The sequence below is a fragment of the Oligoflexus sp. genome, assembly GCF_035638955.1.
Classification (GTDB): domain Bacteria; phylum Bdellovibrionota_B; class Oligoflexia; order Oligoflexales; family Oligoflexaceae; genus Oligoflexus.
Genome location: NZ_DASQYZ010000221.1, coordinates 81,020 through 103,971 on the forward strand (window position 1 = coordinate 81,020; position 22,952 = coordinate 103,971).

The 22,952-nt window shown below is 53.4% G+C and carries 21 protein-coding genes; 9 read left to right on the forward strand and 12 right to left on the reverse strand.

Going from position 1 to position 22,952, the window contains the following annotated elements:
• From cobM to VE954_RS20575, 4 genes are read left to right on the forward strand one after another with little or no spacing between them, the layout of a single operon-like run.
• Positions 1-774, forward strand: a complete 774-nt coding sequence (gene cobM, locus VE954_RS20560) for a precorrin-4 C(11)-methyltransferase (RefSeq protein ID WP_324956235.1) — start codon at positions 1-3, stop codon at positions 772-774.
• On the forward strand, positions 771-1,532 hold the full coding sequence (cobA, locus tag VE954_RS20565; protein ID WP_324956237.1) for a uroporphyrinogen-III C-methyltransferase: 762 nt from the start codon (positions 771-773) through the stop codon (positions 1,530-1,532). The genes cobM and cobA overlap by 4 nt, the downstream gene beginning before the upstream one ends.
• 8 nt (positions 1,533-1,540) lie before the next feature.
• Positions 1,541-2,053: a cob(I)yrinic acid a,c-diamide adenosyltransferase gene (gene cobO / locus VE954_RS20570; protein ID WP_324956239.1), complete on the forward strand. Its 513-nt coding sequence runs from the start codon at positions 1,541-1,543 to the stop codon at positions 2,051-2,053.
• Positions 2,053-3,405 carry a cobyrinate a,c-diamide synthase gene (locus tag VE954_RS20575; RefSeq protein ID WP_324956241.1) on the forward strand — a complete coding sequence of 451 codons (1,353 nt, stop codon included), beginning with the start codon at positions 2,053-2,055 and terminating at the stop codon, positions 3,403-3,405. Before cobO ends, VE954_RS20575 begins: the two co-directional genes overlap by 1 nt.
• Before the next feature lie 56 nt (positions 3,406-3,461).
• On the opposite strand, the gene VE954_RS20580 is transcribed toward VE954_RS20575, so the two are convergent.
• The 3 genes from VE954_RS20580 to VE954_RS20590 all read right to left on the reverse strand — a co-directional run bounded on the left by VE954_RS20580 (position 3,462) and on the right by VE954_RS20590 (position 8,008).
• Complete coding sequence (locus VE954_RS20580) at positions 3,462-5,042, reverse strand: hypothetical protein (protein ID WP_324956243.1); 1,581 nt, start codon at positions 5,040-5,042, stop codon at positions 3,462-3,464.
• 5 nt (positions 5,043-5,047) lie between these two features.
• Positions 5,048-7,378 (reverse strand): leucine-rich repeat domain-containing protein, encoded by a 2,331-nt coding sequence (locus VE954_RS20585; RefSeq protein WP_324956245.1) that lies wholly within the window; start codon positions 7,376-7,378, stop codon positions 5,048-5,050.
• A 216-nt stretch (positions 7,379-7,594) separates the two neighbouring features.
• The gene (locus tag VE954_RS20590; protein ID WP_324956247.1) at positions 7,595-8,008 is read right to left on the reverse strand and encodes a hypothetical protein; all 414 of its coding nucleotides are present in this window, start codon (positions 8,006-8,008) and stop codon (positions 7,595-7,597) included.
• A gap of 117 nt (positions 8,009-8,125) precedes the next feature.
• Here VE954_RS20590 and VE954_RS20595 point away from each other — a divergent pair, with 117 nt between their 5' ends.
• Both VE954_RS20595 and VE954_RS20600 read left to right on the forward strand, forming a co-directional pair.
• Positions 8,126-8,854, forward strand: a complete 729-nt coding sequence (locus tag VE954_RS20595; RefSeq protein ID WP_324956249.1) for a hypothetical protein — start codon at positions 8,126-8,128, stop codon at positions 8,852-8,854.
• Positions 8,841-10,385 (forward strand): ATP-dependent DNA helicase RecQ, encoded by a 1,545-nt coding sequence (locus VE954_RS20600; protein WP_324956251.1) that lies wholly within the window; start codon positions 8,841-8,843, stop codon positions 10,383-10,385. Before VE954_RS20595 ends, VE954_RS20600 begins: the two co-directional genes overlap by 14 nt.
• Here the strand turns inward: VE954_RS20600 and VE954_RS20605 are convergent.
• A complete protein-coding gene (locus VE954_RS20605) occupies positions 10,334-10,873 on the reverse strand; it encodes a BON domain-containing protein (RefSeq protein WP_324956253.1) in 540 nt (179 codons plus the stop codon). The genes VE954_RS20600 and VE954_RS20605 overlap by 52 nt on opposite strands.
• Before the next feature lie 118 nt (positions 10,874-10,991).
• On the opposite strand from VE954_RS20605, the gene VE954_RS20610 reads away from it, so the two are divergent.
• A complete protein-coding gene (locus tag VE954_RS20610; RefSeq protein ID WP_324956255.1) occupies positions 10,992-12,239 on the forward strand; it encodes a ferritin-like domain-containing protein in 1,248 nt (415 codons plus the stop codon).
• Here VE954_RS20610 and VE954_RS20615 read toward each other — a convergent pair.
• The 8 genes from VE954_RS20615 to VE954_RS20650 form a co-directional block, all read right to left on the reverse strand.
• A complete protein-coding gene (locus VE954_RS20615) occupies positions 12,233-13,036 on the reverse strand; it encodes a phytanoyl-CoA dioxygenase family protein (protein ID WP_324956257.1) in 804 nt (267 codons plus the stop codon). The two genes, VE954_RS20610 and VE954_RS20615, sit on opposite strands and share 7 nt — an antisense overlap.
• 58 nt (positions 13,037-13,094) lie before the next feature.
• Positions 13,095-14,645 carry a HAMP domain-containing sensor histidine kinase gene (locus VE954_RS20620; RefSeq protein WP_324956259.1) on the reverse strand — a complete coding sequence of 517 codons (1,551 nt, stop codon included), beginning with the start codon at positions 14,643-14,645 and terminating at the stop codon, positions 13,095-13,097.
• 164 nt (positions 14,646-14,809) lie between these two features.
• The gene (locus VE954_RS20625) at positions 14,810-15,634 is read right to left on the reverse strand and encodes an alpha/beta hydrolase (protein WP_324956261.1); all 825 of its coding nucleotides are present in this window, start codon (positions 15,632-15,634) and stop codon (positions 14,810-14,812) included.
• Positions 15,635-15,644: 10 nt separating this feature from the next.
• Positions 15,645-17,576, reverse strand: a complete 1,932-nt coding sequence (locus VE954_RS20630) for a DUF4105 domain-containing protein (protein ID WP_324956263.1) — start codon at positions 17,574-17,576, stop codon at positions 15,645-15,647.
• Between the two features lie 6 nt (positions 17,577-17,582).
• Entirely contained in the window at positions 17,583-18,197 is a 615-nt protein-coding gene (locus tag VE954_RS20635) for a DUF3015 family protein (RefSeq protein WP_324956265.1), read from the reverse strand.
• A gap of 40 nt (positions 18,198-18,237) precedes the next feature.
• The gene (locus VE954_RS20640; RefSeq protein WP_324956267.1) at positions 18,238-18,735 is read right to left on the reverse strand and encodes a DUF3015 family protein; all 498 of its coding nucleotides are present in this window, start codon (positions 18,733-18,735) and stop codon (positions 18,238-18,240) included.
• A gap of 208 nt (positions 18,736-18,943) precedes the next feature.
• Complete coding sequence (locus tag VE954_RS20645) at positions 18,944-19,975, reverse strand: HDOD domain-containing protein (RefSeq protein ID WP_324956269.1); 1,032 nt, start codon at positions 19,973-19,975, stop codon at positions 18,944-18,946.
• A 13-nt stretch (positions 19,976-19,988) separates the two neighbouring features.
• On the reverse strand, positions 19,989-20,489 hold the full coding sequence (locus tag VE954_RS20650; protein WP_324956271.1) for a hypothetical protein: 501 nt from the start codon (positions 20,487-20,489) through the stop codon (positions 19,989-19,991).
• Positions 20,490-20,593: 104 nt separating this feature from the next.
• On the opposite strand from VE954_RS20650, the gene VE954_RS20655 reads away from it, so the two are divergent.
• A complete protein-coding gene (locus tag VE954_RS20655; protein ID WP_324956273.1) occupies positions 20,594-21,949 on the forward strand; it encodes a hypothetical protein in 1,356 nt (451 codons plus the stop codon).
• Between the two features lie 12 nt (positions 21,950-21,961).
• Positions 21,962-22,876 carry a hypothetical protein gene (locus VE954_RS20660; RefSeq protein WP_324956275.1) on the forward strand — a complete coding sequence of 305 codons (915 nt, stop codon included), beginning with the start codon at positions 21,962-21,964 and terminating at the stop codon, positions 22,874-22,876.
• The last annotated feature ends 76 nt before the right edge of the window (positions 22,877-22,952 follow it).

The window sequence follows — 22,952 nt, forward strand, 5'->3', positions numbered from 1 at the left end:
TTGACCGTTTATATCATTGGGGCCGGACCGGGTGATCCGGATCTCATTACTGTCAAAGGCCGCAGGTTGATTCAAACCTGTCCGGTTGTGCTTTATACAGGATCGCTTGTTCCGCGGGCTCTCCTCCAGGATACCGCTCCGGATGCTTTCATAGCCGATACCTCCAGCATGAATCTGGATGAAATTATCGGGCATATGAAAGCGGCTCATGATCGTGGCCAGGATGTGGCGCGCGTGCATACCGGTGACCCTATGATCTATGGTTCGACCGCGGAACAGATGCGGCGCTGCGATGCGCTTGGCATTCCCTATCAGGTCATTCCAGGCGTTTCATCCTATGCCGCTGCCGCCGCCGCTCTCTCGCAGGAATTAACCCTGCCGGAACTTTCGCAGACGGTGATCATATCACGCTGTGAAGGTCGAACACCCATGCCCGAGGGTGAGGATCTGGTGGCTCTGGCCCAGCATAAGGCGACGCTGGTTCTGTTTTTAAGCGTAGCCATGATCAAAAAAATTACCCGGCAGCTGCGACCGCTTTTGGGTGACGATTGCCCTGTGGCCATTGTTTATAAAGCGACATGGCCTGACCAATTGATTCTGCGAGGCACCCTTGAAAATATTTCAGCTCAGGTCACAGATGCGAAGATCACCAGCCATTCCATTATCATTATCGGGCGGGTTTTAGGCACCACTGATTTTGCAGAATCCCGTCTCTATGCATCTGACTTTTCGCATGGATTCCGTAAAGCCAAAGTCGAGGAATCACTGACATGAAACCGCAGCAGGGTTGGGTTTACTTTGTGGGAGCCGGTCCGGGACCCCTGGACCTTCTGACCTTGCGAGCCGAGCGTCTGCTCCGCACAGCGGACCTTGTTGCTTACGATCACCTCGTGGAACCTGAACTTCTTACAGTCGTCAAACCTGAGTGTGAACTCCTATCCATCGGTTATCGAGCCCGGTCCCGAGGGGGGCAGCATCCCATCCTTCATGAACGGGTGATCGATGCGGCTCGGCATGGGGCCCAGGTGGTGCGCTTGAAATCGGGTGATCCGATGATCTTCGGTCGCGCGGCCGAGGAAATGGCCATGCTGGATGAGGCGGGTCTTTCTTATAGCGTGGTGCCCGGAATCACGGCGGCTCTCGCTGCAGCGGCTGCCGGATGCTGGCCCCTGACGCGCAAAGGTCACTCGACATCTCTGCGGCTGATGACCTGGAGTTCCGACGAGACTTCGCATCATCCGTCCGAAACGCTGGCTGTGTATATGCCTCGGCATGGGCTTGAAAACCTGATGCATGATCTGCTCGACCAGGGCTGGTCCCGACACACACCCGCGGCCTATGTGCAGTCTGCATTGCGTGGTGATCAATCGGTTGTGATGTCGGACCTTTCTGAACTGCAACGTATTGTGGAACAAACCTGTGATCATCGGCCGGGCATTTGCTTAATCGGTGAATCACTCCGTCGAGGCGTCGAACCTGTGCTGGCCGACATTCACAGAGGTTACGGGCTCGACTCAGCAATCTCGCCATAAGGAATGATATGGGACAAATATTGGTTTATACCGGCCAGGGGAAGGGCAAAACCACAGCCGCCCTCGGTCTGGCGTTTCGAGCTCTGGGACGCGGCCACAAGGTGGGTGTGGTGCAATTTATCAAAGGCAAGTGGATGACGGGCGAACGACACCAGGCAGCCCGTACCGAAGGTCTGGATTTTTATGTGATGGGTGAGGGCTTTACCTGGGAAAGCGAAGACCTGACCCGCGATCAGAAAGCGGCGCAAAAAGCCTGGGAAAAAAGCCAGGAAATGATCAACGGCGGTGCGCATCAGGTGGTGATCCTCGACGAGATCACCTATGCGATCCATTATAACTGGCTCGCGCTCGATGATATTTTGCAGACACTGGCGGCTCGTCCCGAGGGCATCAGCGTGGTGCTGACCGGTCGTCATGCGCCGCAGGGTTTGATGGACGCAGCCGATTGTGTGACCGAAATGAACAAGGTCAAGCATCCCTATGATCACGGCCAGAAGGCCCTTATCGGAGTCGATTTCTAATGCCCTCCCTACCTCGCCTGGTCATTGCGGGTGCCGGCAGCGGTGTGGGAAAAACCACGATCGTAGCGCTGCTGGCTCTCGCCTTTCGAGCCCGCGGGCTTAAGGTTCAGTGTTTTAAATGCGGCCCGGATTATTTGGATCCAACCTGGCACAAGCGGGCCAGCGGTCGCGATCCCCAGAATCTTGATAGCTGGATGATGGGTCGGGATGCTGTGCTGCAAACGTTTATGGAGGCTTCGGCCGACGCTGACATCGCTTTGATCGAGGGCGTCATGGGGCTTTACGATGGCGCTGAAGCCACGAGCGATGTTGGGTCAACGGCAGAAATTTCCCGTATTCTGCAGGCACCAGTGATCTGTGCTCTCGATGCCAAAGGTGTAGCCCGTACCCTTCTGCCTCTTTATTTGGGACTCAAGCAATTCGATCCTGAAGTCCGAACGGTTGGACTTCTTGCCAATCGCGTGGGTTCGAAAGGGCATTTGGATCTTCTGAAAAAGGCCTGCGGTGAGGAACTGCTCGGCGGCTTGCCCAAGGATCCCAACCTTGCCATTCCCGAACGGCATCTGGGATTGCATGCAGCCCTCGCGGATGTTTTTGATGAGGCACGCATCCAACATTGGACCAGCCTGGCTCAGGAATGGTTGGATGTGGATCGGCTTTGGGACCTGGCCTGTTCAGCGCCGGCTCTACCGGATCCGGCGCCATCCCATCAAGCTGTGACGCCGAAGCGTTGCCGCATTGCTGTGGCCTATGATGAAGCCTTTCATTTTTATTACAGCCATAACCTCCAGCTTTTGCAGAAAGCCGGTGCTGAGCTGGTCTATTTTTCCCCGCTGAAGGACCAGACTCTGCCGCGTCAGATTCAGGCCGTGATTATTGGAGGGGGTTACCCCGAGCTGTACGCCCGAAACCTTTCTGAACAGCATTCCATGCGTAAGGAGTTGCAGGATTTTGCAGCCCAAGGTGGAACCATTTTCGCGGAATGCGGCGGGCTGATGTATTTATGCCGAAGTCTGCAGACTCTGGATGGCACTACGTACCCAATGCTGGATCTACTGCCCGCCAAGGCCATCATGCAGGATAAAATTCAGGCGTTGGGCTACACGGAGGTTGAACAGGATGCGGATACCATTCTGGGTCCCGCTGGTCTCCGTTTCCGAGCTCATCAGTTCCGCTATTCCTATCTTGAAACGGATGAAACGATTCCAACGGTCTGGCGCTTGCGCGGGAAACGGCAAAAAACAGTTGTGCAGGAAGGTTATGCCAAGGGCCGAATTCTGGCCAGCTATGCGCATGGACATTGGGCTTCGAATCCAGCCGTGGCCAGGAATTTTGTCGACGGGCTGATGTAAAAAAAAACGGTGTTGACCCCTGAAGGCCAACACCGTTCCGTTATATCAACACCCTCTTAGGGTTGAATAGCTTTGTAATAGAGCTTCTTCAGATCCCTAAATTCCGGGCTGAAAACCGGGTTGGCAGCGTCCCATAGGAAGTCAGGACGCAGATCTGAGATCCAGCTGCCACCGATGATGTTGCCATTGCTATCGATCTCAATTTTGTAACGATAGCTCTGAGGCAGGTGGTAGCGCTTGTCCAGGTCGGTGCCGTTGCCAAACGGTTCCCATGCTGGATTCATCTCGCCTGTGTAATAGAACGTGGTCGCGATTTCGACTTCCTTGACTGTGCCTGGGGCAGCGGTCTTCGAAATCTTGTCGCCTGTCAGGGTACGAATTTCTCTCGACGTGTAACCTGCAACAGCCTGGTTCCAGACTTCGCGATCGCGGGTGATATCAACCACAAAACTTTGCTTTTGAAGGCCGACGATGTTGGCGAGGACCAGGTGGAAGGCGCCAGCGTTGGTGTCACTGCAACCCGTAGTACGCATGGCTTCCTGCAAGCCTGCCAGGCGTTCGGCTGGAGTCAAAGTTCCTGTGCCAGCCAATGCCAGAATTGCAGGAGCTCTGTTATACGCTGTTTCGAAATCAGCGCGGACGCGGTCTCTCACATAGCGACGAAGGTTGGTGCTGACTTCACCAAAACGTTTCTGGGCATATTCCACAGAATCCGAGTAAGCCAGAATATAAGGAAGCATTCCCACCTTGATGGCCACATCAATCGATGTTTCTTTCAGCAGTTTCTCGATCGCCTGCTCGACGTGTGCATTGTTCTTGGCTTCCAGCGTTTCAAACCACTCCTTGTCGAGTTTGGAAACGTTGGTTTGGCTGATATCGCTGTCACAACGGACACCCATAAAGCTGTTGTAACGTGTCACGTTGTCATCAACATCGATCATGTGCGAGAGGAGTGCTTTCACATCCGAGGCGCCGAAGTCAACTTTGATGTTGTCCTTGGTTTCGACGCTGATGGCCGCTGGTTCCTTGAACATGATGGTAGCAGGAGCCCAGGCATGGCAGATACCAAACCAGGTCTCGATTTTCTTGTCCTTTTTGTAATCCGGCTGATCGCGCAGAGTTTGCAGAATACCGGTCCGCGCGCGCTCTGATTTCAGCGTCGTGTACTCAAAATCACCGCGGTAGATATCATACTTCTCGGCAGGCGAAAGGCTGCGAATGGTGGCTTCGCGTTCAGCTTCCGGCATGGCCAGCAGCTGCTCCTTGGTATAAGGCGTGTAGCCGTAGACTTCGCTGCGCAGTTTCTGCAGTTCGGGATTCTCATCCAACTGGCCCCGGTACAGACGATCGGTTGATTTCGATTCGAGCCGGCTCAGTTCACGGCTGTTTTCTGCATTCCAACGATAGCCGACGCCGCCTTGATAGGTAGGCCAGTAGTTATCGCTCCAGGGCGCAAGCGCGGGGCGACCGCTTTTCGGCAGAGCGTCGTAGCTCGTTTCGAAGGAATTGTCAGTCGCCATCATGGTGACTGGATTATTGGCGGAATCCCATCTGTCTTTGACGTCTGAAGACTGAGGCGCTTCACAACCAGCAAGGAGGGCGAGCAGAAGACCGGCCGATATTTTATGATTCAACATATTGCTTACTCCTGAGTACAAAGATTTTTCAAAGGTTTATTCGTCACTTCACTCTTTTTGCAGTCGATCTTTTCCGCGTCCGTGTCGAAGGATTTCATAGCGCTCAAGAGGTAGAGTGGGCTGAAGTCCTTCACGTCTGTAAAGTCCACGTCGAGGCGTGTCAGGCTTTTGAGAGATGCCAAGGGGCTGACATCAGTAATCGGGTTGTCCGTCAGGATCAACTCACGGAGTCCAGTCAAACGAGCCAGGGGCTCCAGGTTGGTCAGATTCCTACTGTCCAAAGCCAAGGTGAACACTGCGTTGCGGAAATAGACTGAATCGCTGTTCAATGTACGGAGCGCTTTGTCCATGCCTTTGCAGTCCTTGGCGCGCAGGAGTCCGTTGATGGCTCCGATCGTCAGCTTGATCGCGGGGTCTCTGTCGGCACAAGTGTCAAGGAAAGGACGATATTTCGAAACAGTCAGCTGCTCGCGAACGGTTTCCTGTTTACCATTGGTGTCCAGCACATAAGTCAGGAAGCCAGCGCAAAATTTCGTTTCGGGAGCTGCTGTGATATCAGCCAGAACTTCGACGACGCCGTCTTTCTGCTGAGCGGAAAATTTGCAAGTCGCAGGTGACAGTTCTGCAATTTTGTGCGCGACAACAGCGAGGTTCGTGAGTTTCACATTGCTCGACAGTTTATAGGTCAGGGTTGCGATGAGGTTGTCAGGCTTCGAAGCATCTTTCAGAATCGATTCCTTGAAGTCGATGGACACAAAGCGAACAGGCACATCCACAGTCAGAACAGGCTTCTGGCCAGCAGCTGAGGTTACGGAAATTTCAGCCTGACAAGCTTCGGGAATGACCTGGCTTGGCGCGGCCTTGAGGTTGACGTCCACCATCCACCGACTTTGGCTGAGGTAAATTCTGAACGAGCAGACTTCATTTTTCGACACGATAACGGGTGTCTTTTCCACAGATGGGCCTGACAAGGTTATTTGCGCCGCTGCTGTGACGTAAGGGTGGTCAGCCGTCACGGTGCCTTCATCCTTAGGATCCCGGGTGGCTGCAGTTTCCAGTTTCAGTTCGTCTTCGATGGTCAATTTGGTTTGGGCGGTGATCGCATCGCCAGCATACTTGGCTGTGATGGTCACGCTGGCGCCAGGAGTCAGGACCTTGGCAACGTTATTTTCGATGACCACTTTTTGAGTGTCGCTCGATTCGAGCACGAGTTTGGCAGAATCGACGGCCACAGGCTTATCGGCAGCAAAGCCCAGGACTTTCAAATCCAGAGTGTCACCGTTCTTCAGCAGGTAGGTTTCCTTTTCAAAACTGATCCGAGTGGGTTCAATCTTGACCTTGGCCAGGCTGATGGTTTTGGTGAAGGTGAGATACTGAGCTTTGATCGAGGCATCTTCCACGAGGTCAGCGGACAGCGCAATGTTGCCGTCGGCGACCGTGATCTTGCCTTGATCCGCAGCGGCCGCTTCAACGGTCCACTTGACGTCAGCAAAGTTCAATGCGCCTTTGAATTCAGATTCATCCACCGCTTCGGCCGTCACAGGACGGCTCTCGCCACCTTTGAGAGCCAAGGCTTCGGGGTTGACGCTGAACGACTTGACTGGGGCAACCTTACACTCGGTGATGGAGTCTTCGGGTTTGAAAACAAATTCGCCGTTATCGCAGAGGGCCTGAGCCTGGTAGGATTCACACTTCGATTGGAAGTTCACCAGAGCGGCTTTGAAACGTGGGAATTCCTTGGTGGCGCCGTCCTTGATTTCGCCGCAGTCCTTGCGAACTACGGGAGGAACACTGACGATGGCCGTTACTTTCACTTCAGCCACAAGATCTTTGACCACGGCTTTGATCACAACATCGTTGACCATCGCTTTGGCCGTAACATGGCCGTCGGCGGTCACTGTCACCAGCTCGTTGGACGAGGTCCAGGTCGCGAGGCTGTTATCGACCACAACGGTTTGACCATCCTGATCGACACCTTCCAGCGTCAAGAGCAAAGGAGCTTCATCCACCTTGACTGTAGTGGACGTGGCTTTGATGGTCACTTTGGATAAAACAGTTTCATCACAGGCAGGAAAACCTTCGCCCTGGATGTTGAGCTTACCCTGCTGACAGGTAGCGGTGACCTGCAGTGCAAGATTGGAACAAGTCTCATTCAAGGCAGCACGAGCTTTCTTGTAATAAGTAAGAGCCTTCTCCTGTCCTTCTGCAACGTCGCTACAGCCGGGGCCCGCAACGGGCGGGATGACTGGGTCTTGCCGCTTGTCTGAATCATTTTTACTACAGGTGATCATGAGCGAAGCCAGTACAAAGGCGTACGGAAGCCTTTTTGAAACCATCGAAGCTCTCCAAAAGAAATGAATGGTCCATCAAATGTGACTCACGCCTTGGAATCTGTTGCCAGATTCCGCGTGTATTCCACCCTGGATAAACAGTGAAATTTTAGAATATTGCGGTTGAATAACGTGGTGCGTGAGAATTAAGAAATTGCTGCCCAACCGTTTCAAAGCCGCATCAGTCGGAACATCCGAGAGCAAGGGTTGTGCCACATAAAGTCAGTCCGATGATGGGCCTTTATGAGAAAGTGCGACCCAAGGCAGACAGGCTATCCCAAGCAGCACGAGGGGCCATAGTTCACCACGCGCGATGTTATAGGTGTCGAAAATCTGCTCCCAACTCAAATGAGAAATCCAACGGTTCAACACAAACGTCTCCGTTAGGATGGTCAGCACCAACCAAAGGAGCCCGATCATGACGGCTTCGCGTGAATTTTTGATCCTGGTCCTGTTCCAAATTCCAAACACGTAGAGAGTAAAGATCACAAGCGCGGTCAAAGCGGAGAGGTGATGAGCATAGGGTTCGGGAACGAAGCGCTTGATTCCAAGTTCGCGCAGGGCTCCGTTCAAAAATCCGAGGCCAAACAGGCCAAGCCATATAAGCGTATTTCGCGGAATGAGAGAGAGATGCATGGCTTTCTTCCCAGGTGAGATAGGTCCTGCCACGGCTTTAAGATAATCCTCTGGAACGGATCATGCAGCTTCCTATCGCGTTTTGATGAGAGCTGTCCCACGAGGAGGAAGCGCAACGTGAAGCGACTTATGTTCAGTGGTTTCGGCTGTCCCAAAGAGCCCTGGATCGACTTCCTCGGAGCGGGCACGACTGTGATCTCTCTGCATGACGTTTTGAAAGCGACCCAGTCGCCTCAATTGGATGTCTGGGGTGATTTCGTGGCGGCGGAGATCAGTCGGATCCGTCCTGATTCCATCGTGGCTCACGATTTTGGTGGGATCATGACGCTGAAAGCCCTTATGCAGCTTCAGGAGAAAAAAAACCGTATCTCTGCGACGCTAACACTCCTGAACACCGCCTTTCGCGACTTCGATGTCCTTAAGAATCCACACCCATTTCTGATGCAGATCTCGCCCTGGAGTTTAACCCAACATATGATTCGTGTTTCCGGTGGTGAGGTGGACCCTGCATTGAAACCCTGCTACGGCATGATTCGCGAGGTCTACCGTCAGGTGATTGCGACCAGCCTGGCCAGAAAAATTCAGCTGAAATTATATTCACGGGAAAAAGCCCGTCTCGATACTCTTGATTTCGATCTGCGAATGCCAGCGCAGATCATTGCGTCGCCGAACGACCCTTATATCAGCATGCACACCATCAAGCGGATTCAGGAAGACTTTCTGATTCCCAATTTTCATGCCGTTGAGTATGGGCATTTCCCTTACTCATCTTCCAACCGTGAGTCCGTGCGGCAGCTCATCCAGACCTTCGAGGTTGGCCCTAGAGCCCTTCATGCAAAAAACTGATTCCGGTCGCCAACCGATCGACTGGCGTAAACTTTCTGATCGTGCGCGCGACCAGTTCGGCATCCGCCGCTTTCGTCCCGGACAAAAAGAGCTGATGGAAGCTGTTTTTAAGGGTTATGATGCCATCGGCGTTCTGCCCACAGGGGCCGGTAAATCCTTGACGTATCAATTGCCCGCGTTGCTGCTTGAAAAATCTGTGCTTGTGGTCTCACCGCTCCTGTCCCTCATGCAGGATCAGCAGGAGAAATTGGAAACATTCGGCATCGAAGCGGCCCGGCTGGATTCCACCCTAAGCACCAGCGAGAAAAAGGAAACCATCCTTGAGATCAAGGCCGGCGTACAGGATCTCATCTATGTGACGCCGGAACATTTGGAAAAACCGGTTCATTTGGAATCCTTTCGCGCTCGCGGCGTATCACTCTTTGTGGTGGATGAAGCGCATTGCGTCTCGCAGTGGGGTCATGATTTTCGGCCGGCTTATTTAGCTCTCCGGCATGCCATTGAACAGTTGGGCCGACCGCCTGTCCTGGCGCTCACGGCGACAGCCACACCTGAAGTCATCGACGATATTATTCGGCAGCTCGGGATGCGCAAGGTGCGGCGGACCACACTGGGCGTGGAGCGGACCAATATTTTTATGGAAGTCGCGTTCACGGTCAATGCCCAGGCCAAGCACGATAAGATCCTGGAGTTGATCAGGCGTGAGACCGGCACCGGCCTAATCTATGTGGCCACAGTGAAAGCTGCGGATGAGCTTCGTCAGTGGCTCCCGGAGCAGGGGATCCAGGCTGGATGTTATCACGGCAAGATGAAGGCGAGTCTGCGGCAGGATACGCAAAGACGATTCATGGATAACGAATTTAAAGTCGTGGTGGCAACCAAAGCCTTCGGTATGGGCATCGACAAATCCAACATTCGCTTTGTCATTCATTATAATTTCCCTGATTCCGTGGAAAGCTATTATCAGGAGGTCGGACGTGCCGGACGGGATGGTGCTCCGGCTCGCGCCATACTCCTCTTCCAGCTGGAAGATAAGCGTATCCAGTCCTATTTCCTAGGCGGCAAGTATCCCGGCCCTGAGGAGTCGCGGCGCTATTTTGAATTGATCCGAAGGCTTGCCACCAGCCGCCCTGCGGGCATGGGCATTCGCCTGACGGAACTGAAAAACCTGTCGGGTCTGTCCGAGAAGCGGAGCAAGGTTATTGCCGCTCAACTGGATGGGGCTGGGATCATCAGAAGGGAACGACAGAGCGTTCACCTTCTGCGGGATTTCCAGACGGATGAGGAGTTTGAAAGCTTCCTCTCAGCCTATGAGGATCGGCACAAGACCGATCATGAAAAGCTGGAGGCCATGATGAAATATGGTCAGACAGCCCAGTGCCGCACGGCTTACATTCGCACGTACTTCGGCGAGGAAAATCCGCAAGCCTGCGGGCACTGTGATAACTGCCTTGTGCCTCTCGAGGACCGCCTGGGCATTCACGTGGCTCCAACGCTCGGCAGCGAGGAATCATCGCCTCTTGAAGTCTGAGGACCAGCCTCGACCGTGATCCGGTTGAGGACATTGGTCACACCACGGATCTCCGTGAGAATATCTTCGATACGGCTTTTTTCAATCCGGCCGCTGACAGTGCCAGTGAGCGTGACTTCACCATCCTGCACCTGCACCTCCACATCGGACGCATCGATGACGGGATCCTGAGTCAGGCGTTCGCAAATGTCATCCTGAATGCTGTCATCAGACCGGTGATAGCCTTTAGGGCCCAGGCCTGAGTTTCCGACTCTCGATCCTCGGAGCTGGCCTTCCTCGTCCTGGTTGAGGCGTGGTTCCCCACCTTCCCAGCCCTGCGCGCCCATGACATCACTGGCCCGCAGAAAGTCGATGGAGCGCCTCCGCTCGTTGGATTGTTCATCCTCGAGCGGAATGGTGCTGTCCCCATCGGAACCCATTCCGCCCAGCCCTCTTTCTTCGCTCATCCCTGCTTCTTTTTCAGTCTTCTGATTCTGTTGTTCGGACATGGATGCCTCCTTGCCATGATTGCTAACTCCAGGGAAGCAAGACTCGTGCGAAAGTGTAGGCTCGGTTCCTGCAGGCATCTCGTGCCTCCTTCTCGAAAAAATATCCGGGAAATTATGCATGAAAACGATCGATATTCAGACGCGTGAACATCTTTTGAATACACTGGCTGAAGCGGCGGAGTTGGAGCACAATTTAATGTGCCTCTATCTCTATGCGGTTTTTACTTTGAAAGAGTCAGAGGCGGAAGGTTTATCCCGCCATGAAATGGAAGCGGTAGGACGTTGGCGTCGCTCCATCCTGGATGTTTGTGTTCAGGAAATGTCGCACCTCGCTTTGGTTTCGAATCTCACCACGGCGGTCGGCGGCACAGCTCACTTTTTTCGCAGCGACTTTCCGATGAAACCCGGCTATTTCCCCGCGGAATTTGTCATGGAGCTGGCACCCTTTGATCTGGATACGATCCAGCATTTTATTTTTTTGGAGCGGCCTCAGGATCTGGCGATTGAGGACGATGCCAACTCGAAGGAAAAGGAAGATTACCGACGTGGTGCACCACGTGGGCGGTTGATGACGCATGTGGGAGATTATAAAACTGTAAGCCAACTTTATCAGGCTGTTGAAGATGGAATACATTTCCTGAAAGACAGGATTGGTGAAGCTGCTTTGTTTTGTGGACCTGCCTCGCTGCAGTTAGGGCCAGCCGATGTTCAATTGGAGGGTCTTGAGCTGATCACGGATGGAGATTCCGCGGTGAGGGCGTTGCATGCGATTGTGGAGCAGGGTGAAGGGGGGCAGGGGCAGGAAGGATCTCACTTCGCAGCGTTCTGTCACATCAAAGACGAATACATGACCCTGCTTGAAGCCAATCCCCACTTTCAGCCGGCTCGACCGTGTGCTCGCAATCCTGTCATGCGTCGGCCTGCTGAAGATGATGAACGTGTTTGGGTCAACGCTCAACCGGCTGCTTTGGTTTTGGATCTGGCCAACGCCCTGTATGGTTTGATGCTGCGCTTTTTAGTTCAGATTTATTCCATGGAAAGTCGATCGGCGGATCAGAAAAAAATTCTTTTGAATGCCGCCTTCACCCTTATGCACGCCTTGTCCGCCACGGCCCGATACTTGTGCCGCCTTCCCGCCGATCCCAAGCGTCCAGGCGTGAATGCGGGTATGAGCTTTGCCTTGAATCGACATTTTACGCCGTTTGAAGTCGGCAATGAAAAAATGCTCCTGAGTGAGCGTCTCACTGAAGTCATGGCGGGCATGGAAGCCATCATGAAGGAACCGGGCACAGATTCTCTTCGACCTGTGCTTCAGTCTCTGGAAGCGATTCGGGTTTCGCTCCAGAAACTGCCAGCTGTTCAGTAAGCAAAGGTATCGTAGGTCTCATTTTTGGGATTTTGGCCGATGATATCCACGACCGGATTGTAACGCAACATGCGTCGGGCTCGATGCGAAAGTTCACCGAGCGTCGAGCGTGGCATCTCAATCGAAACTTCCGGTCGGAAGAGCCATTTTCGACTGTAGCCAATCACCGCCATGGGTCGGGGAATCGGCGTGTGGTTGGGCGTGCCGCGGTGCAAGGCGCGCACGTCCCGGATCATGACATCGCCGCGTTTCATATAAACTGGCGCGATCTTGAGCTGGCCTTTTTCCACGAGCTCCGTGCGCTCCGCTTTGGTCAGTAAATGCGTCCCGGGAGCGATTTCAAGGGGACCATTTTCGGGCGTCACATCCACCAGCGGGAAGTTAATGGCCAGCTGGAACGGTGGTGTCTCGATGCCGGCTTCTGGAAACAGCGGTGGAGCATCGCGATGAATATCCTGAAAGTCCGAGCCGAGGAGAGGCGTGTCGGTTGCGAGCTGACACATGACAAAATCCTCGCCTACCAAGCTTTCGACAATGCTCAGGATGTCATCGTCTTCAAAAATCATGGGATCCGCAAAAGGCTGCGTAAAAGGCAAGGTCACATAATAACGAGCCGCGCCGCGACCCACTGTAGTGCCGCCAGCATCGATGTACGAGCGTAGCAGAGGCATGAACTGCTCATTCCAATGTTCCAACACGGCCGGTGAAAAATGATTCTGCAGGACGCAGTAACCATCCTGCAAGACTTTCTGGGTAAAACCAGTGATTTCCTGGGGACTATATCTATGATTTGGCATAATGAATTCCTGCTCTATGAGGGGCCGGCATGATCCGTTCGCCGATCCCATGGGCGATTTATAGCAGATTTTCCGTACGTGAGTCCAGGGTCGCCTGATCGGCTCGGATTCCTGGAAGGTGACCATGCGAGCGTCGGTCCGACGTTTCCTGGGCGGCTGTTAATTTAACGTCAAAAGGTGTGGCTGATCCGTGGGCCCGTTGCGAAAGAGGCAGATGCACCTCAAAAGTTGACCCCTCACGCACGCGACTATGCACTTCAATCGTTCCTCCATGCGCCATGACAATTTTTTTTGCCGTAAAAAGACCAAGTCCTACACCTGGTATCGTATCCTTCGTAGCGGATGCGCGGCGGAAGGGTTCAAAAATAGTTTCTTGATCCTCTACGGAAATTCCAATTCCAGAATCTCGAACCGAGACCACAGCCTCGGTCCGACCTTGTAAAACCGAAACTGTGATCTGCCCACCGTAAGGAGAATACTTTATGGCGTTGCTGATGAGGTTGTTCATAACTTGAGTCAGACGAGTCGGATCGATCTCCAAAAGAAGCGACGTTCCACATTCAAATACGACCGTGTGCGAGCGGGAGTAACAAGAAAATAGGTCGACACAGCCCTTGATGAGGGAGTTCAGATCACAAAGGGACTTTTTGAGCTCAAGGTCACCGCTTTCCGCGCGAGTCGTATCCAGGAGATCTGATACCATGCGTTCCAGGTGAACGGACTGACGCTGAATCAACTCAAGCAACTCTTTGGCATCATCGGGGATTTCAGACCCATACTCCACCAAGGTGAGGTCGGTGCTCATGATGATCGCAGCGATCGGATTGCGCAGGTCATGAGCCACAGCCGATAGGTACCTGATTTGTGTTTGGCTCTGCTTTGTGAGTTCAGAAGTCATATCGGATAATTCAGTTGAAATCGCTTTAAGCTCCACAGCACCCGAAGTCGGCTGCCCTGCGACACGATGCTTGCGAAAACTGCGGAGCGAATTCGCGATTTCAAGAACAGGTCTATAGATCATGCGCCTGAGAAGCCAGATGATCGTCGGTATGGAAACAAGCACCAGGACAACCACGACGGCGCCCATCAGAGTCGCCAGGCTATCAGTACGTTTGGACTGCCTGATCAACTCTTTGGACTGTTCCAGGTTGAGATCTGTGACTTGCTGAAGTCGACGGATGGCCTCGTCGGCCTCGTCCGCGATACCCGTCGCAATATCGTTGAGTGAGGCGTTCGACTTTTCAAGCTGGTTTTGGACGTCAAAATATTGATTTACCGCGTCTTCGGCAATTTTAATGAGCGTACCTTCATCCTCGGAACCAATGTGGAGATGGCTTTCTTCGAACCACTTTGTGAGATCTTCTCGCGCTTTGTGGCGATTGGCTAAATGCACTGCATCGCCCGTAATCGTCCAGAGTAAACTCTCCCTGCTGTGAACATGAAGGCTGGTCTCAAGCTCTTCAACTGCAACGATACTCTGCGTCGAGCTAAGCAAGTTTGCTGAGGAGTGATGAAGAGCGTTGGTTATCGTGATGAGGGCGAGAGAAACGACGAGCGCGAGTGTGCTCAAAGTTCCAACAAAAAGAAGAGCGATCGATTTTAATTTCATGATGGCACGCTCAATGAATAGGGAAGAATCGATAAAGTCTCTAATATTCATCATAAAAATATGATGAGAGCCGATTTGAATATCGAAGAAGGAAGGCTAGGATGTTGCTGGAATGACGTTATAATTCTGTACGGTGCTCGTTGGGTCATGCTCCACAGCGCCGGTTACCTGAGAAATTTAACCAGCTGCTCGCGATAAGGACTCTCAGGATCGCCGAAGGCACGGGTGTGACCGTCCCACTCGACATCCACCCAGACCTTGGGTGCGGTGGCCTTTTCAAAAAGGTCCTTGCCAAGGTTATAGGGCACCACGGGATCATGGGGGCTATGGAAAAAAATCATTCTCATTTTGAGTTGAGCCACGCTGTCGATCGGACTCCAGTCATCGGTCACCAGAAACGAAAGCGGATACTGCAAAGGCCAGGTGACAAAAAAACCGCCGAGCTTTTGCCTGGCGATCTTTCGATAGGAAGAAAAGGTGCTATCCAACACGAGACCCTTGACCTGATCCGTTGGGCAATGAGCCAGCACACTCACGGCCACAGCCCCGCCTAGGCTCTGACCGATCACATACAGTTCATAGTCCTTGAGGACAGGATGCTGCTGCACCCAGCGAAATACGGCGCAGCCGTCCTGAATCAATCCTTCCCGTGTGGGTGCCACGGCCGACGAGCGACCATAGCCCCGGTAATCAAAGGTCAGAACATCGAAGCCCTCCTGGGTCAACCAGGCGGTAAACATAAAGTGGCTGGTCATGTTTTCGGCGTTGCCATGAAAGTGGACAATCAGTTTCTTATAGCTTTCCTTGGCTATGGATTTGAACCACCAGGCTGCCAGAGTTAGGTCCTGATCCGACGGGATGCGTTCCTCGCTGTGCTGCAATCCCAGCTTTTTGGGATCATAGAGATCCTGCTGCAACGGTTGATAAAACACACTATTGCAGGCGCCGAGTAAAGATGGAAAGAGCAGTGGCAGGAATTTCTTTTTCAAAAACAGCCCCTCAAAAATGCTGCAAAATCCCTAGCTGTATATCACTCCGTGTGGGTTCCTCGCGATCGGAATTTTTCTGTTCCCAGCTGGCGTTCAAGCGAACCTGCTGCAGGCGCGCCAGGCGCAGACTCATCTGCAGATCACTTTTTACATACCAGTCGGCGTAGCCTTCGGCGTTCCAGCGACGGGCCCAAAGACCACGCAGGGCATAGGATTGTGACCAAGGGGTCGTGCCATGCAGCAGAACCTCAGGACCGGCCTGAAAGAAGGCCACGTTCTGCCCTTCAACCTGTTCAGCACCCGTGGACAGGGATAAGAAACCAGCTCCCAGCGGTGCATAGGATCCCTGACCGAGCGAGGCGGCCGCGCCACGGCTATAGCTCAGTCGACTTTCCGGACAGATGCGCTGTATCTCGCTCTGGCAAAGGACCTGCCGCTCGTAGCCGAGCTGGAACATCCAGCTCTTGGGCTGCAGGCGCCGATTATAGGGTTGAACGGAAATCACATTCAAAACATCCACCTTATCGAGGGCCACGGTCTGTGACTCCAGATCCAGTGAAAAACTCATGGGCATGATCTGCAGCTGCATATCATTCGCGTAGCCTTTATTTTCCCCTAAAAGATCATGGAGGACCGGTTGCCAGCTAAGACGCAGGAAGGATTGATCGTCCCGCTCCGCCCCGCTGAGCATGACCCACGACTCGGAAACGGCAAGACGGGGATCACGGTCGGCGGGCCGACGCTCCAAGGCCAGCGGAGCTTCGCCGGCTTGACTCCGCTGCAGCAGAAGATCGTGACGAAGCGCTGCAAATCGGACCGGAGCCTGGGTGCCGGCTAGCTTTTCCTGGAAATCAATGTACTCAAGGACAGAATCCAAGACCCGAACCGAGGTCTCGCGCTTTTCACCGGATTTTTTAGGGTCGATGAGCTGGGCAAAGCGATGTTTTTCTGAGCCGGACAACTGATCGTAACGCTCCTGATAACGACTCAGGGCGGAGGGGCGAAAACGGGTTTCCAATATAAAGCCGGGTTGATCGACCACGGCCTTTAAAGACGAACTCGGAGTGGACCAGACCCGATTTTGACCTGTGAGATTCCAACTGACATCCCCCGTTTCCATGAGCATCAGCATTACATAGGAGCAGTTATCATCGAAATAATAATAGTTCGCAAAATGCGGCCCGAACTCCCAAAGACTGAGGAGGATGCGCTGCAGCTGCTCCTTGGAAGCCTTCAGCGGATACTCCCATAAGTCACGGCTTTCGAGATTATTATATTCCTGAATTTTCATGTAATAGGGCATCAGGCTGAAGCGGCCGGGAAAATAACCCGAAACGCCTTTGATATTATAAAGCAGGGGATTGTTGGTATTGGTAAAGGCTGCAAAATTGATGGAATCATCGAGCAGGTCAGAGCTTGCCCCCCGTTGGGATCGATGCAGACGCAGAAAAATATGGCCAAACATCGAAGCCGGATTGTCCGGATAAAAGGACGAGAACACGAGCGAGACCGATTCGTAATGCCGATCCTTCCACCAGGTTTCAAAACGTGGACAGGAAACCTTGGGCAGGCTGGTAGCAAGACCCTCCATCTTTTGCTCCAGGTAAGAGCGTCGCGCCGGAAAACGGCAGAGGGCATGCTGATCAGGTTCGGTGGCAGTTTGAAGCTGAAAAAAGGCTTCGAGCGTGGCCGCAAGTTCCGCTGAGGCATTCGACTTGCCATCCCGCGCCAGGTAAAAGAGAGGATCATCGACCAGGCCATGCGGCCCACGCACGAGGCTATGTCGCTCGTAAAAAAGCAGACGTTGCCAGACTTCATCATCAGCCAAGGCCAGCTTGTGAGCCTGTTCTGTGTAAAGACGGGAAAGCGCCTCCCCGTGGAGGGGGGCGCCGTAAACTGATAGCCATATCAGGAAACCAAAGACGGTCACGAAAACTTGCATGAGTTATCAACTGGCCTTTGTACAAGATTTTGCGAGCTGAGGATCCGCGTTGACCACGATCAGGTAACGCTGGAGGACTTGTTCAGGCTCAGGTTGGGCAAACAGTTCGGAATAGTGGTTCTGGCTCAACTGACCCAGACGAACTTTATCCGCTTCCTGGCGGCAGCCAAAGACTTCAGCGAGGGCTTCGATATGCTCGCCCGATCCCTGAGCGGCTTCGCGCGAAATGGAATTAAGGTTCGCGGTGAAATACACTTCCTGCTCCATAGCAGCCATGTCCGAGCGGTTTTCCACGCAGTTACTCGTGCCCGAGGTCATGCCGTAGGTCTGGTTGGAGTAGATGCCATTCAAGAACCAGGCACCCACCTGAGGTAAAAGTTCATCACGATCGACAACCAGAGCGCCAAGACCGCAGCCAGCCATTCCGTATTTTCCGCCAGCCGGTGCGCTCCGCGCGGCCATGGTCGGGGGCGCCTCCTGTGCGGCAGGCTGCTGGGATTTTTGCTGTGGGGTGGATTCGGTGGTCGCGGCGGGTTTGGGAGCGGCTTTTTTGGGTTTAGGGGCCGCCATCAGACTGGACGAGACAAGCGCAAGGCAGGAACCGATCAGAATATGTTTCATAGTGTCCTCAATAAAGCTGATTTGCAGTCAACGCGAAAGCTTAGCCAACGATGGTGCACTGGTTCTTCAGAGTCTCGTCCTTCTTCAGCTCTTCCTTGGCTGTGTCGAGGACACCCTCAATTCCAGGTGATTTGAAAATGGTTTGATAGCCTTTGGCCAGCTTCTCTGTCGCTTCTTTTTGCACTGCAGATGGGCAGCCGAGAATATCGGCAAATGCGCTCAGGGTTTCGCCGCGACCTTGGGCCATTTCCTTTTGCAAGGTGTTAAGGTTGGCAGCCAGGAATTCTTCCTGCTTCATCACAACAGCCATTTCCTTGGAGGGCAGGCAGTTCGAAGTTCCTGAAGAGATGCCGAATGCTTGTGTATAAGTCGATTGGTTGGTCGTTGCCGCGGAAATCTGATTGCCGCCGGGGCCCATCATCTGCGACCCCCAGCCGCAGCCTGCCGTGCCGTAGTTTCGCTTGGCCCAGGCGTTGCCGCTCAAGCCTATTCCCAATACCAAGCACATGCCAATTCTTGTTCCATGAACGCACCGCATTCGGATTCTCCTTAATTGGGGACTTTGAATGCCGATTGTGCCAATTTTCGCGTGGGTTGACAAGTTCTTGAGTGTTTGAGGAGAAAACGAACTCACTTTATGGCAGGTTGGAACAGATCTAAATATTGTTGTTAAATTTTAGGCAGGGATACATGGAATTCCCAAACACCCGCAGAACTCAGGTTCTGCGGGCTGCTTTGGGACTTTTTCAACCGGCTCTTTCCTGAATCGCTAGGGGCATCAGCTCTTCCGCCAGCTGCTCAGCGTCAGCAGGAGTTAAGTGAAAGCGTGGCAGCAACTGACCAAAGTATTCCCGATCGATCTGATGCGGCTGGAGCCAGATCCAATGCGCAAATTGGTTGGCCAGACCGATGAGTTCATTGGGAGTCGGATCGTTGGTGGTGCCGATGCTATGGTGACCCCGGATCGCGTTGATGGATGATTCCGATAAACCCCAAAGAGCGCCTCCAATCTCGCCCATCACCGTATGTTGAAATCCGGCATGTCTTTGTTCGGCTGTCGTCCACGGACCCATGGTGTGGATGTCGTTGACCTCGACTTGAAAGCGATCGGCAATATCGGGCCGGCATAAAGCCAGGACCAGCTTGCCCAGATTGCAGAGACAGCCGGTGATGTAGGCTTCATCATCGGCAAGTTCGGTTTTGAATTTTTTCGCCAGATGTTCGGCAATGCGGCCGATAGCCATCGAATGATCCCAGAACTCATCGCTGTGAAAGACGCGTGTTTTCGCTTCGACGCTGCTGATGGCCGCCAGCAGGACGATTTCCTTCACATGATACCGCCCGACCAAGGAGATCGCATGCGAGAGCGATTTGGGTTTGGCGCGGTAATTCATGGTTTGATTTTCTGCAATACGCAGAATCTTGGCCGAAAGCAGCGGATCATTGCGCGCCAGCGCTGCCAGTTCATGCGAACTTGCATTTTGATCATCAATTTTTTGCAGAAGTTCCATGACCGACATCGGCAGTCGCGGCAGCGTCTGGAGATTGGGAATCTGATTGAAGATCGACTGGGCCTGGGGACTCAATTTGCTGAAGGGGTTATACCATTCGTGGCTGCCCTTTTTGATGACATTGGTCGATTCACAGGCGCAGTTAAACCACAGATGGCCAGCTGAGCAGACCCGCCAGCGGCTGGTGTGAGCGAGGAAATCCTCGGTCGAGAAAAACAGGCGCCCGCAGTTATTGCAATCCATGATCGGGTGCTCATTCGCTTCCATGTATCATCCTTGATTAAAAGCTCATGGTGAGTTGAACACTGACAAAATATTTAGCACTGGCTTTCAGCGCCAGAGTCTGCTCGTTATTGTCATGCACAGGAAGCTTGATGAACACCACCTGTTCCACAGATTGGGCTGGGTCCGGTTCCAGCCCCAGGAGGCGGGCGAGGTCGCCTTCATTCACGATCAGCATATCGGGGTAGCCCGCAGGCGTTTGCGGATCGGAGGCAATGCCGACCACGCGGGCTCGACCCCTTGGCGTCAGGAGATCGATTTCATCCGGGTTCATATAAAGGATGGCCCAGTATTCCGCATAACTCTCGGCCTCCAAGGCCACATCAAGGGCATTGAACCCCGATCGCATCAGCTCCCAGGTCACGGGAAAGCGGAAAAAGCGATGGCCAGGACGGATGAAATTGGGCTCATCGGGACTGGCAAGGGCAGCCGCATGCAGGGCTTCTGCCCAAGGCAACAGAAGCAAGGGAAGAAGGATGCGACCAAGAAAAAAACCCATCAAACCGCCCGGACTTGGTGAAGTTGATCAAACCCTGACTATTGTATGTTAAAATACGTCCTGATTCCATGGCCCAGATCATGGAGCGGAGTGGAGGGTCAAAGATGGCACGATCGGTTTGGGTCGCTTGCATCCAGCAGGGGCTGATGCTGTTTCTGATAAGTTGGATGGCGCCCCTGAAAGCCGGCATTCATCGCGCTCCCATTGTCATTCCATCGCACAAAATGCGCGCCATTGCCCAGTACCCGGTCAAGACCTATCGCGTGTTTCGCAGCGGTACGGCGGGTGAAGCGGTGCCGATTCCCTTTCAAATCGATGAAATCAACGGCATTGGCGATTATGTCCTGAATGAGGGACCACAGCCCAACCTGCAGACGGGTGACGGCGTTTTCAATAATCTGGATGAGCTGAGTTTCATGGGTGACGACGTGGGGCCGGTGAGTCCGCCCAAATCGTGGCCCAGTGGGCAACAGCCGCATGCCGTTTTTGAAATCCGCATCACGCCTCCTGCGGGTGTGCCCGAGACGTCCGAAGGTGCGGTTTATGTCGCTGTGTTCCTGCAGAATATTCCAAGCCAGGTCGATCAAAAGTATGTCATCTTCAATCTAAAATCCGGCGAAATCCAGACCTCCCGTTACCGCTATCGTTTTGATCAGAAAAATTATCTGGTGGTCAATGGGGTGGAAATGGTGAAGCCCGGGCAGGTGTCAGGTCCCGCAAATGTGCCCTTGATTGATTCCTCGACGTTTTATGCCAAAGCCGATTTGAAGTATTTTCTGACCCTGCAGGTCAACCACCGCTCGGTCAACAGCCGCCTGGAAGCCTTTAAAACAGGGCCGGTCCGCACCATCGTACGGGTCACCTTCATTTATCAGTTTTTGAAATTGAACTTTGAAGTGGGGATGTACACCGAGGTCAGTTTCTTCAGCAACTCGGTCATCCTCCCCGCCATCATCTATAATCCGCTCGATGGGGTGAAAAGCCTGAACAAGGGCAGCGGGTTTTATTACGGTTTTGCACTGCACGAAAGCCCGAACCGGTATGAATTCAGCACCAACATGAAACCCTATGAAGAGGCTCACGAGGGCAGCGGCCTCCTCAGTTTCCTGAAAAAAGAGGTCAAGCCGGAAAAGGAGTATTGGGCCAGTCTGATCGGTGACGACCGAATGATGTATGTCCTGATGCGGCCCTCGCAGCAAATGCTCCAGGATGGCAATATTCCTTATTACTATGTGAAGGATATTCAGGGTGAGGCTCTGAAAAAGCGCAATAACAACGAAACCAGGCCGATCGTCGAGAGCCCGGTGAACCTGGGCCTCTATTTCGACCTCACCCGCTTTCGTGAAGGCGAGCATTTCATGTCGTTCCAGCTTTTCTTCGAGAACAAGAAGGACTATAAAAACATTGAGCTGTTCAAATCACTGGACCGCTGGGCTATCAAAGCCGCTCGGCTTTTCTAGAGGAAACCTGGAATGGAGCACGATATTCCCGCTTCGCAGAGAGATCGCCAGCTGCCCATGATCATCAACCTGCGGGGGGATGAGGAGCTGGTGGATGAGTTCAATTGGGATGCGGACCAGGTCATGGAGTTCCTAGGTATTAAACGATCCCGATTGACGCAAATTTCCGGCAAGGAATTGCGGGTGGCGCGGATTCGCCGGGATCGGTATTTGCGGCCGATTTATCGGGAAGCGGACGTGCGGGATTATCAGGAGTGGACCCGCGCCACGGCCACTCATCAAAGTTCCTCACGGGCGATCGAGCAGGCGATCGATAGTCTGGATGATCGATTCAGCGATATTCTGGTCGTCCTGCAGGAAAAGCTGATGCAGTACGAGGATCGATCGACGGCGCTGCTGAAAAAGCAGGTTCATAAGCTGAATGAGGCAGATTTCGAGCGCTATCAAACACTTTTGGAGCAGGCTGAAGTCCAGCATGCCGCCAGCGATCGGCACGAGAAAAAACAGGGCCGGGTCCTGGATCAGCTGACCAAACAGAGTGGAGTCCTGGAAGACTGGCAAAAGGAACTGCAGGATATGCGCGGTTTGCTGGGCAGTTTTCATCAGGATATCCGGGCGCTTCATGTCGCTCAGCAGGCGCTGCGGCGCGATATGGAAGAGTCCCAAGCGGCTTTGCGCGAGGCTTTGGAACAGCAAACGTCCCGTTTTACTGAATCCTGGCAGGCGCTGCAGGAAACCCTTGCGGTTCTGAAGACCGGCCAGAATCAAATTCTGCAGCAAACCGAAAAAGAGACAATACCCCCACGCCCATCCCCGATCCGACGCACGAAGCATCGTCCGATTCGGACCCTATTGGCCCCAAGACAGCCCGAAATTCAGGCTCAGATGTTACCCGCGTCCCCCGAGCCCGACACAGAGCCGGCTTGAGACGCAACACCGAACCTGCATGCTTTAGGTTGAGACATCATCCGCGTCCCCGAGCCTGGCACACAGGCGGCTTAAT

Bases quoted from the DNA above. Each gene is read 5' to 3' on its own strand.
- VE954_RS20610 (WP_324956255.1), top strand. From the start codon at position 10,992: ATGAAAACGATCGATATTCAGACGCGTGAACATCTTTTGAATACACTG.
- VE954_RS20630 (WP_324956263.1), bottom strand. From the start codon at position 17,576: ATGCAAGTTTTCGTGACCGTCTTTGGTTTCCTGATATGGCTATCAGTT.
- VE954_RS20660 (WP_324956275.1), top strand. From the start codon at position 21,962: ATGGAGCACGATATTCCCGCTTCGCAGAGAGATCGCCAGCTGCCCATG.
- VE954_RS20645 (WP_324956269.1), bottom strand. From the start codon at position 19,975: ATGGAAGCGAATGAGCACCCGATCATGGATTGCAATAACTGCGGGCGC.
- cobA (WP_324956237.1), top strand. From the start codon at position 771: ATGAAACCGCAGCAGGGTTGGGTTTACTTTGTGGGAGCCGGTCCGGGA.
- VE954_RS20605 (WP_324956253.1), bottom strand. From the start codon at position 10,873: ATGTCCGAACAACAGAATCAGAAGACTGAAAAAGAAGCAGGGATGAGC.
- VE954_RS20620 (WP_324956259.1), bottom strand. From the start codon at position 14,645: ATGAAATTAAAATCGATCGCTCTTCTTTTTGTTGGAACTTTGAGCACA.
- VE954_RS20590 (WP_324956247.1), bottom strand. From the start codon at position 8,008: ATGCATCTCTCTCTCATTCCGCGAAATACGCTTATATGGCTTGGCCTG.
- VE954_RS20575 (WP_324956241.1), top strand. From the start codon at position 2,053: ATGCCCTCCCTACCTCGCCTGGTCATTGCGGGTGCCGGCAGCGGTGTG.
- VE954_RS20635 (WP_324956265.1), bottom strand. From the start codon at position 18,197: ATGAAACATATTCTGATCGGTTCCTGCCTTGCGCTTGTCTCGTCCAGT.
- VE954_RS20640 (WP_324956267.1), bottom strand. From the start codon at position 18,735: ATGCGGTGCGTTCATGGAACAAGAATTGGCATGTGCTTGGTATTGGGA.
- VE954_RS20580 (WP_324956243.1), bottom strand. From the start codon at position 5,042: ATGTTGAATCATAAAATATCGGCCGGTCTTCTGCTCGCCCTCCTTGCT.
- VE954_RS20650 (WP_324956271.1), bottom strand. From the start codon at position 20,489: ATGGGTTTTTTTCTTGGTCGCATCCTTCTTCCCTTGCTTCTGTTGCCT.
- VE954_RS20615 (WP_324956257.1), bottom strand. From the start codon at position 13,036: ATGCCAAATCATAGATATAGTCCCCAGGAAATCACTGGTTTTACCCAG.
- VE954_RS20585 (WP_324956245.1), bottom strand. From the start codon at position 7,378: ATGGTTTCAAAAAGGCTTCCGTACGCCTTTGTACTGGCTTCGCTCATG.
- VE954_RS20655 (WP_324956273.1), top strand. From the start codon at position 20,594: ATGGCACGATCGGTTTGGGTCGCTTGCATCCAGCAGGGGCTGATGCTG.
- cobO (WP_324956239.1), top strand. From the start codon at position 1,541: ATGGGACAAATATTGGTTTATACCGGCCAGGGGAAGGGCAAAACCACA.
- VE954_RS20600 (WP_324956251.1), top strand. From the start codon at position 8,841: ATGCAAAAAACTGATTCCGGTCGCCAACCGATCGACTGGCGTAAACTT.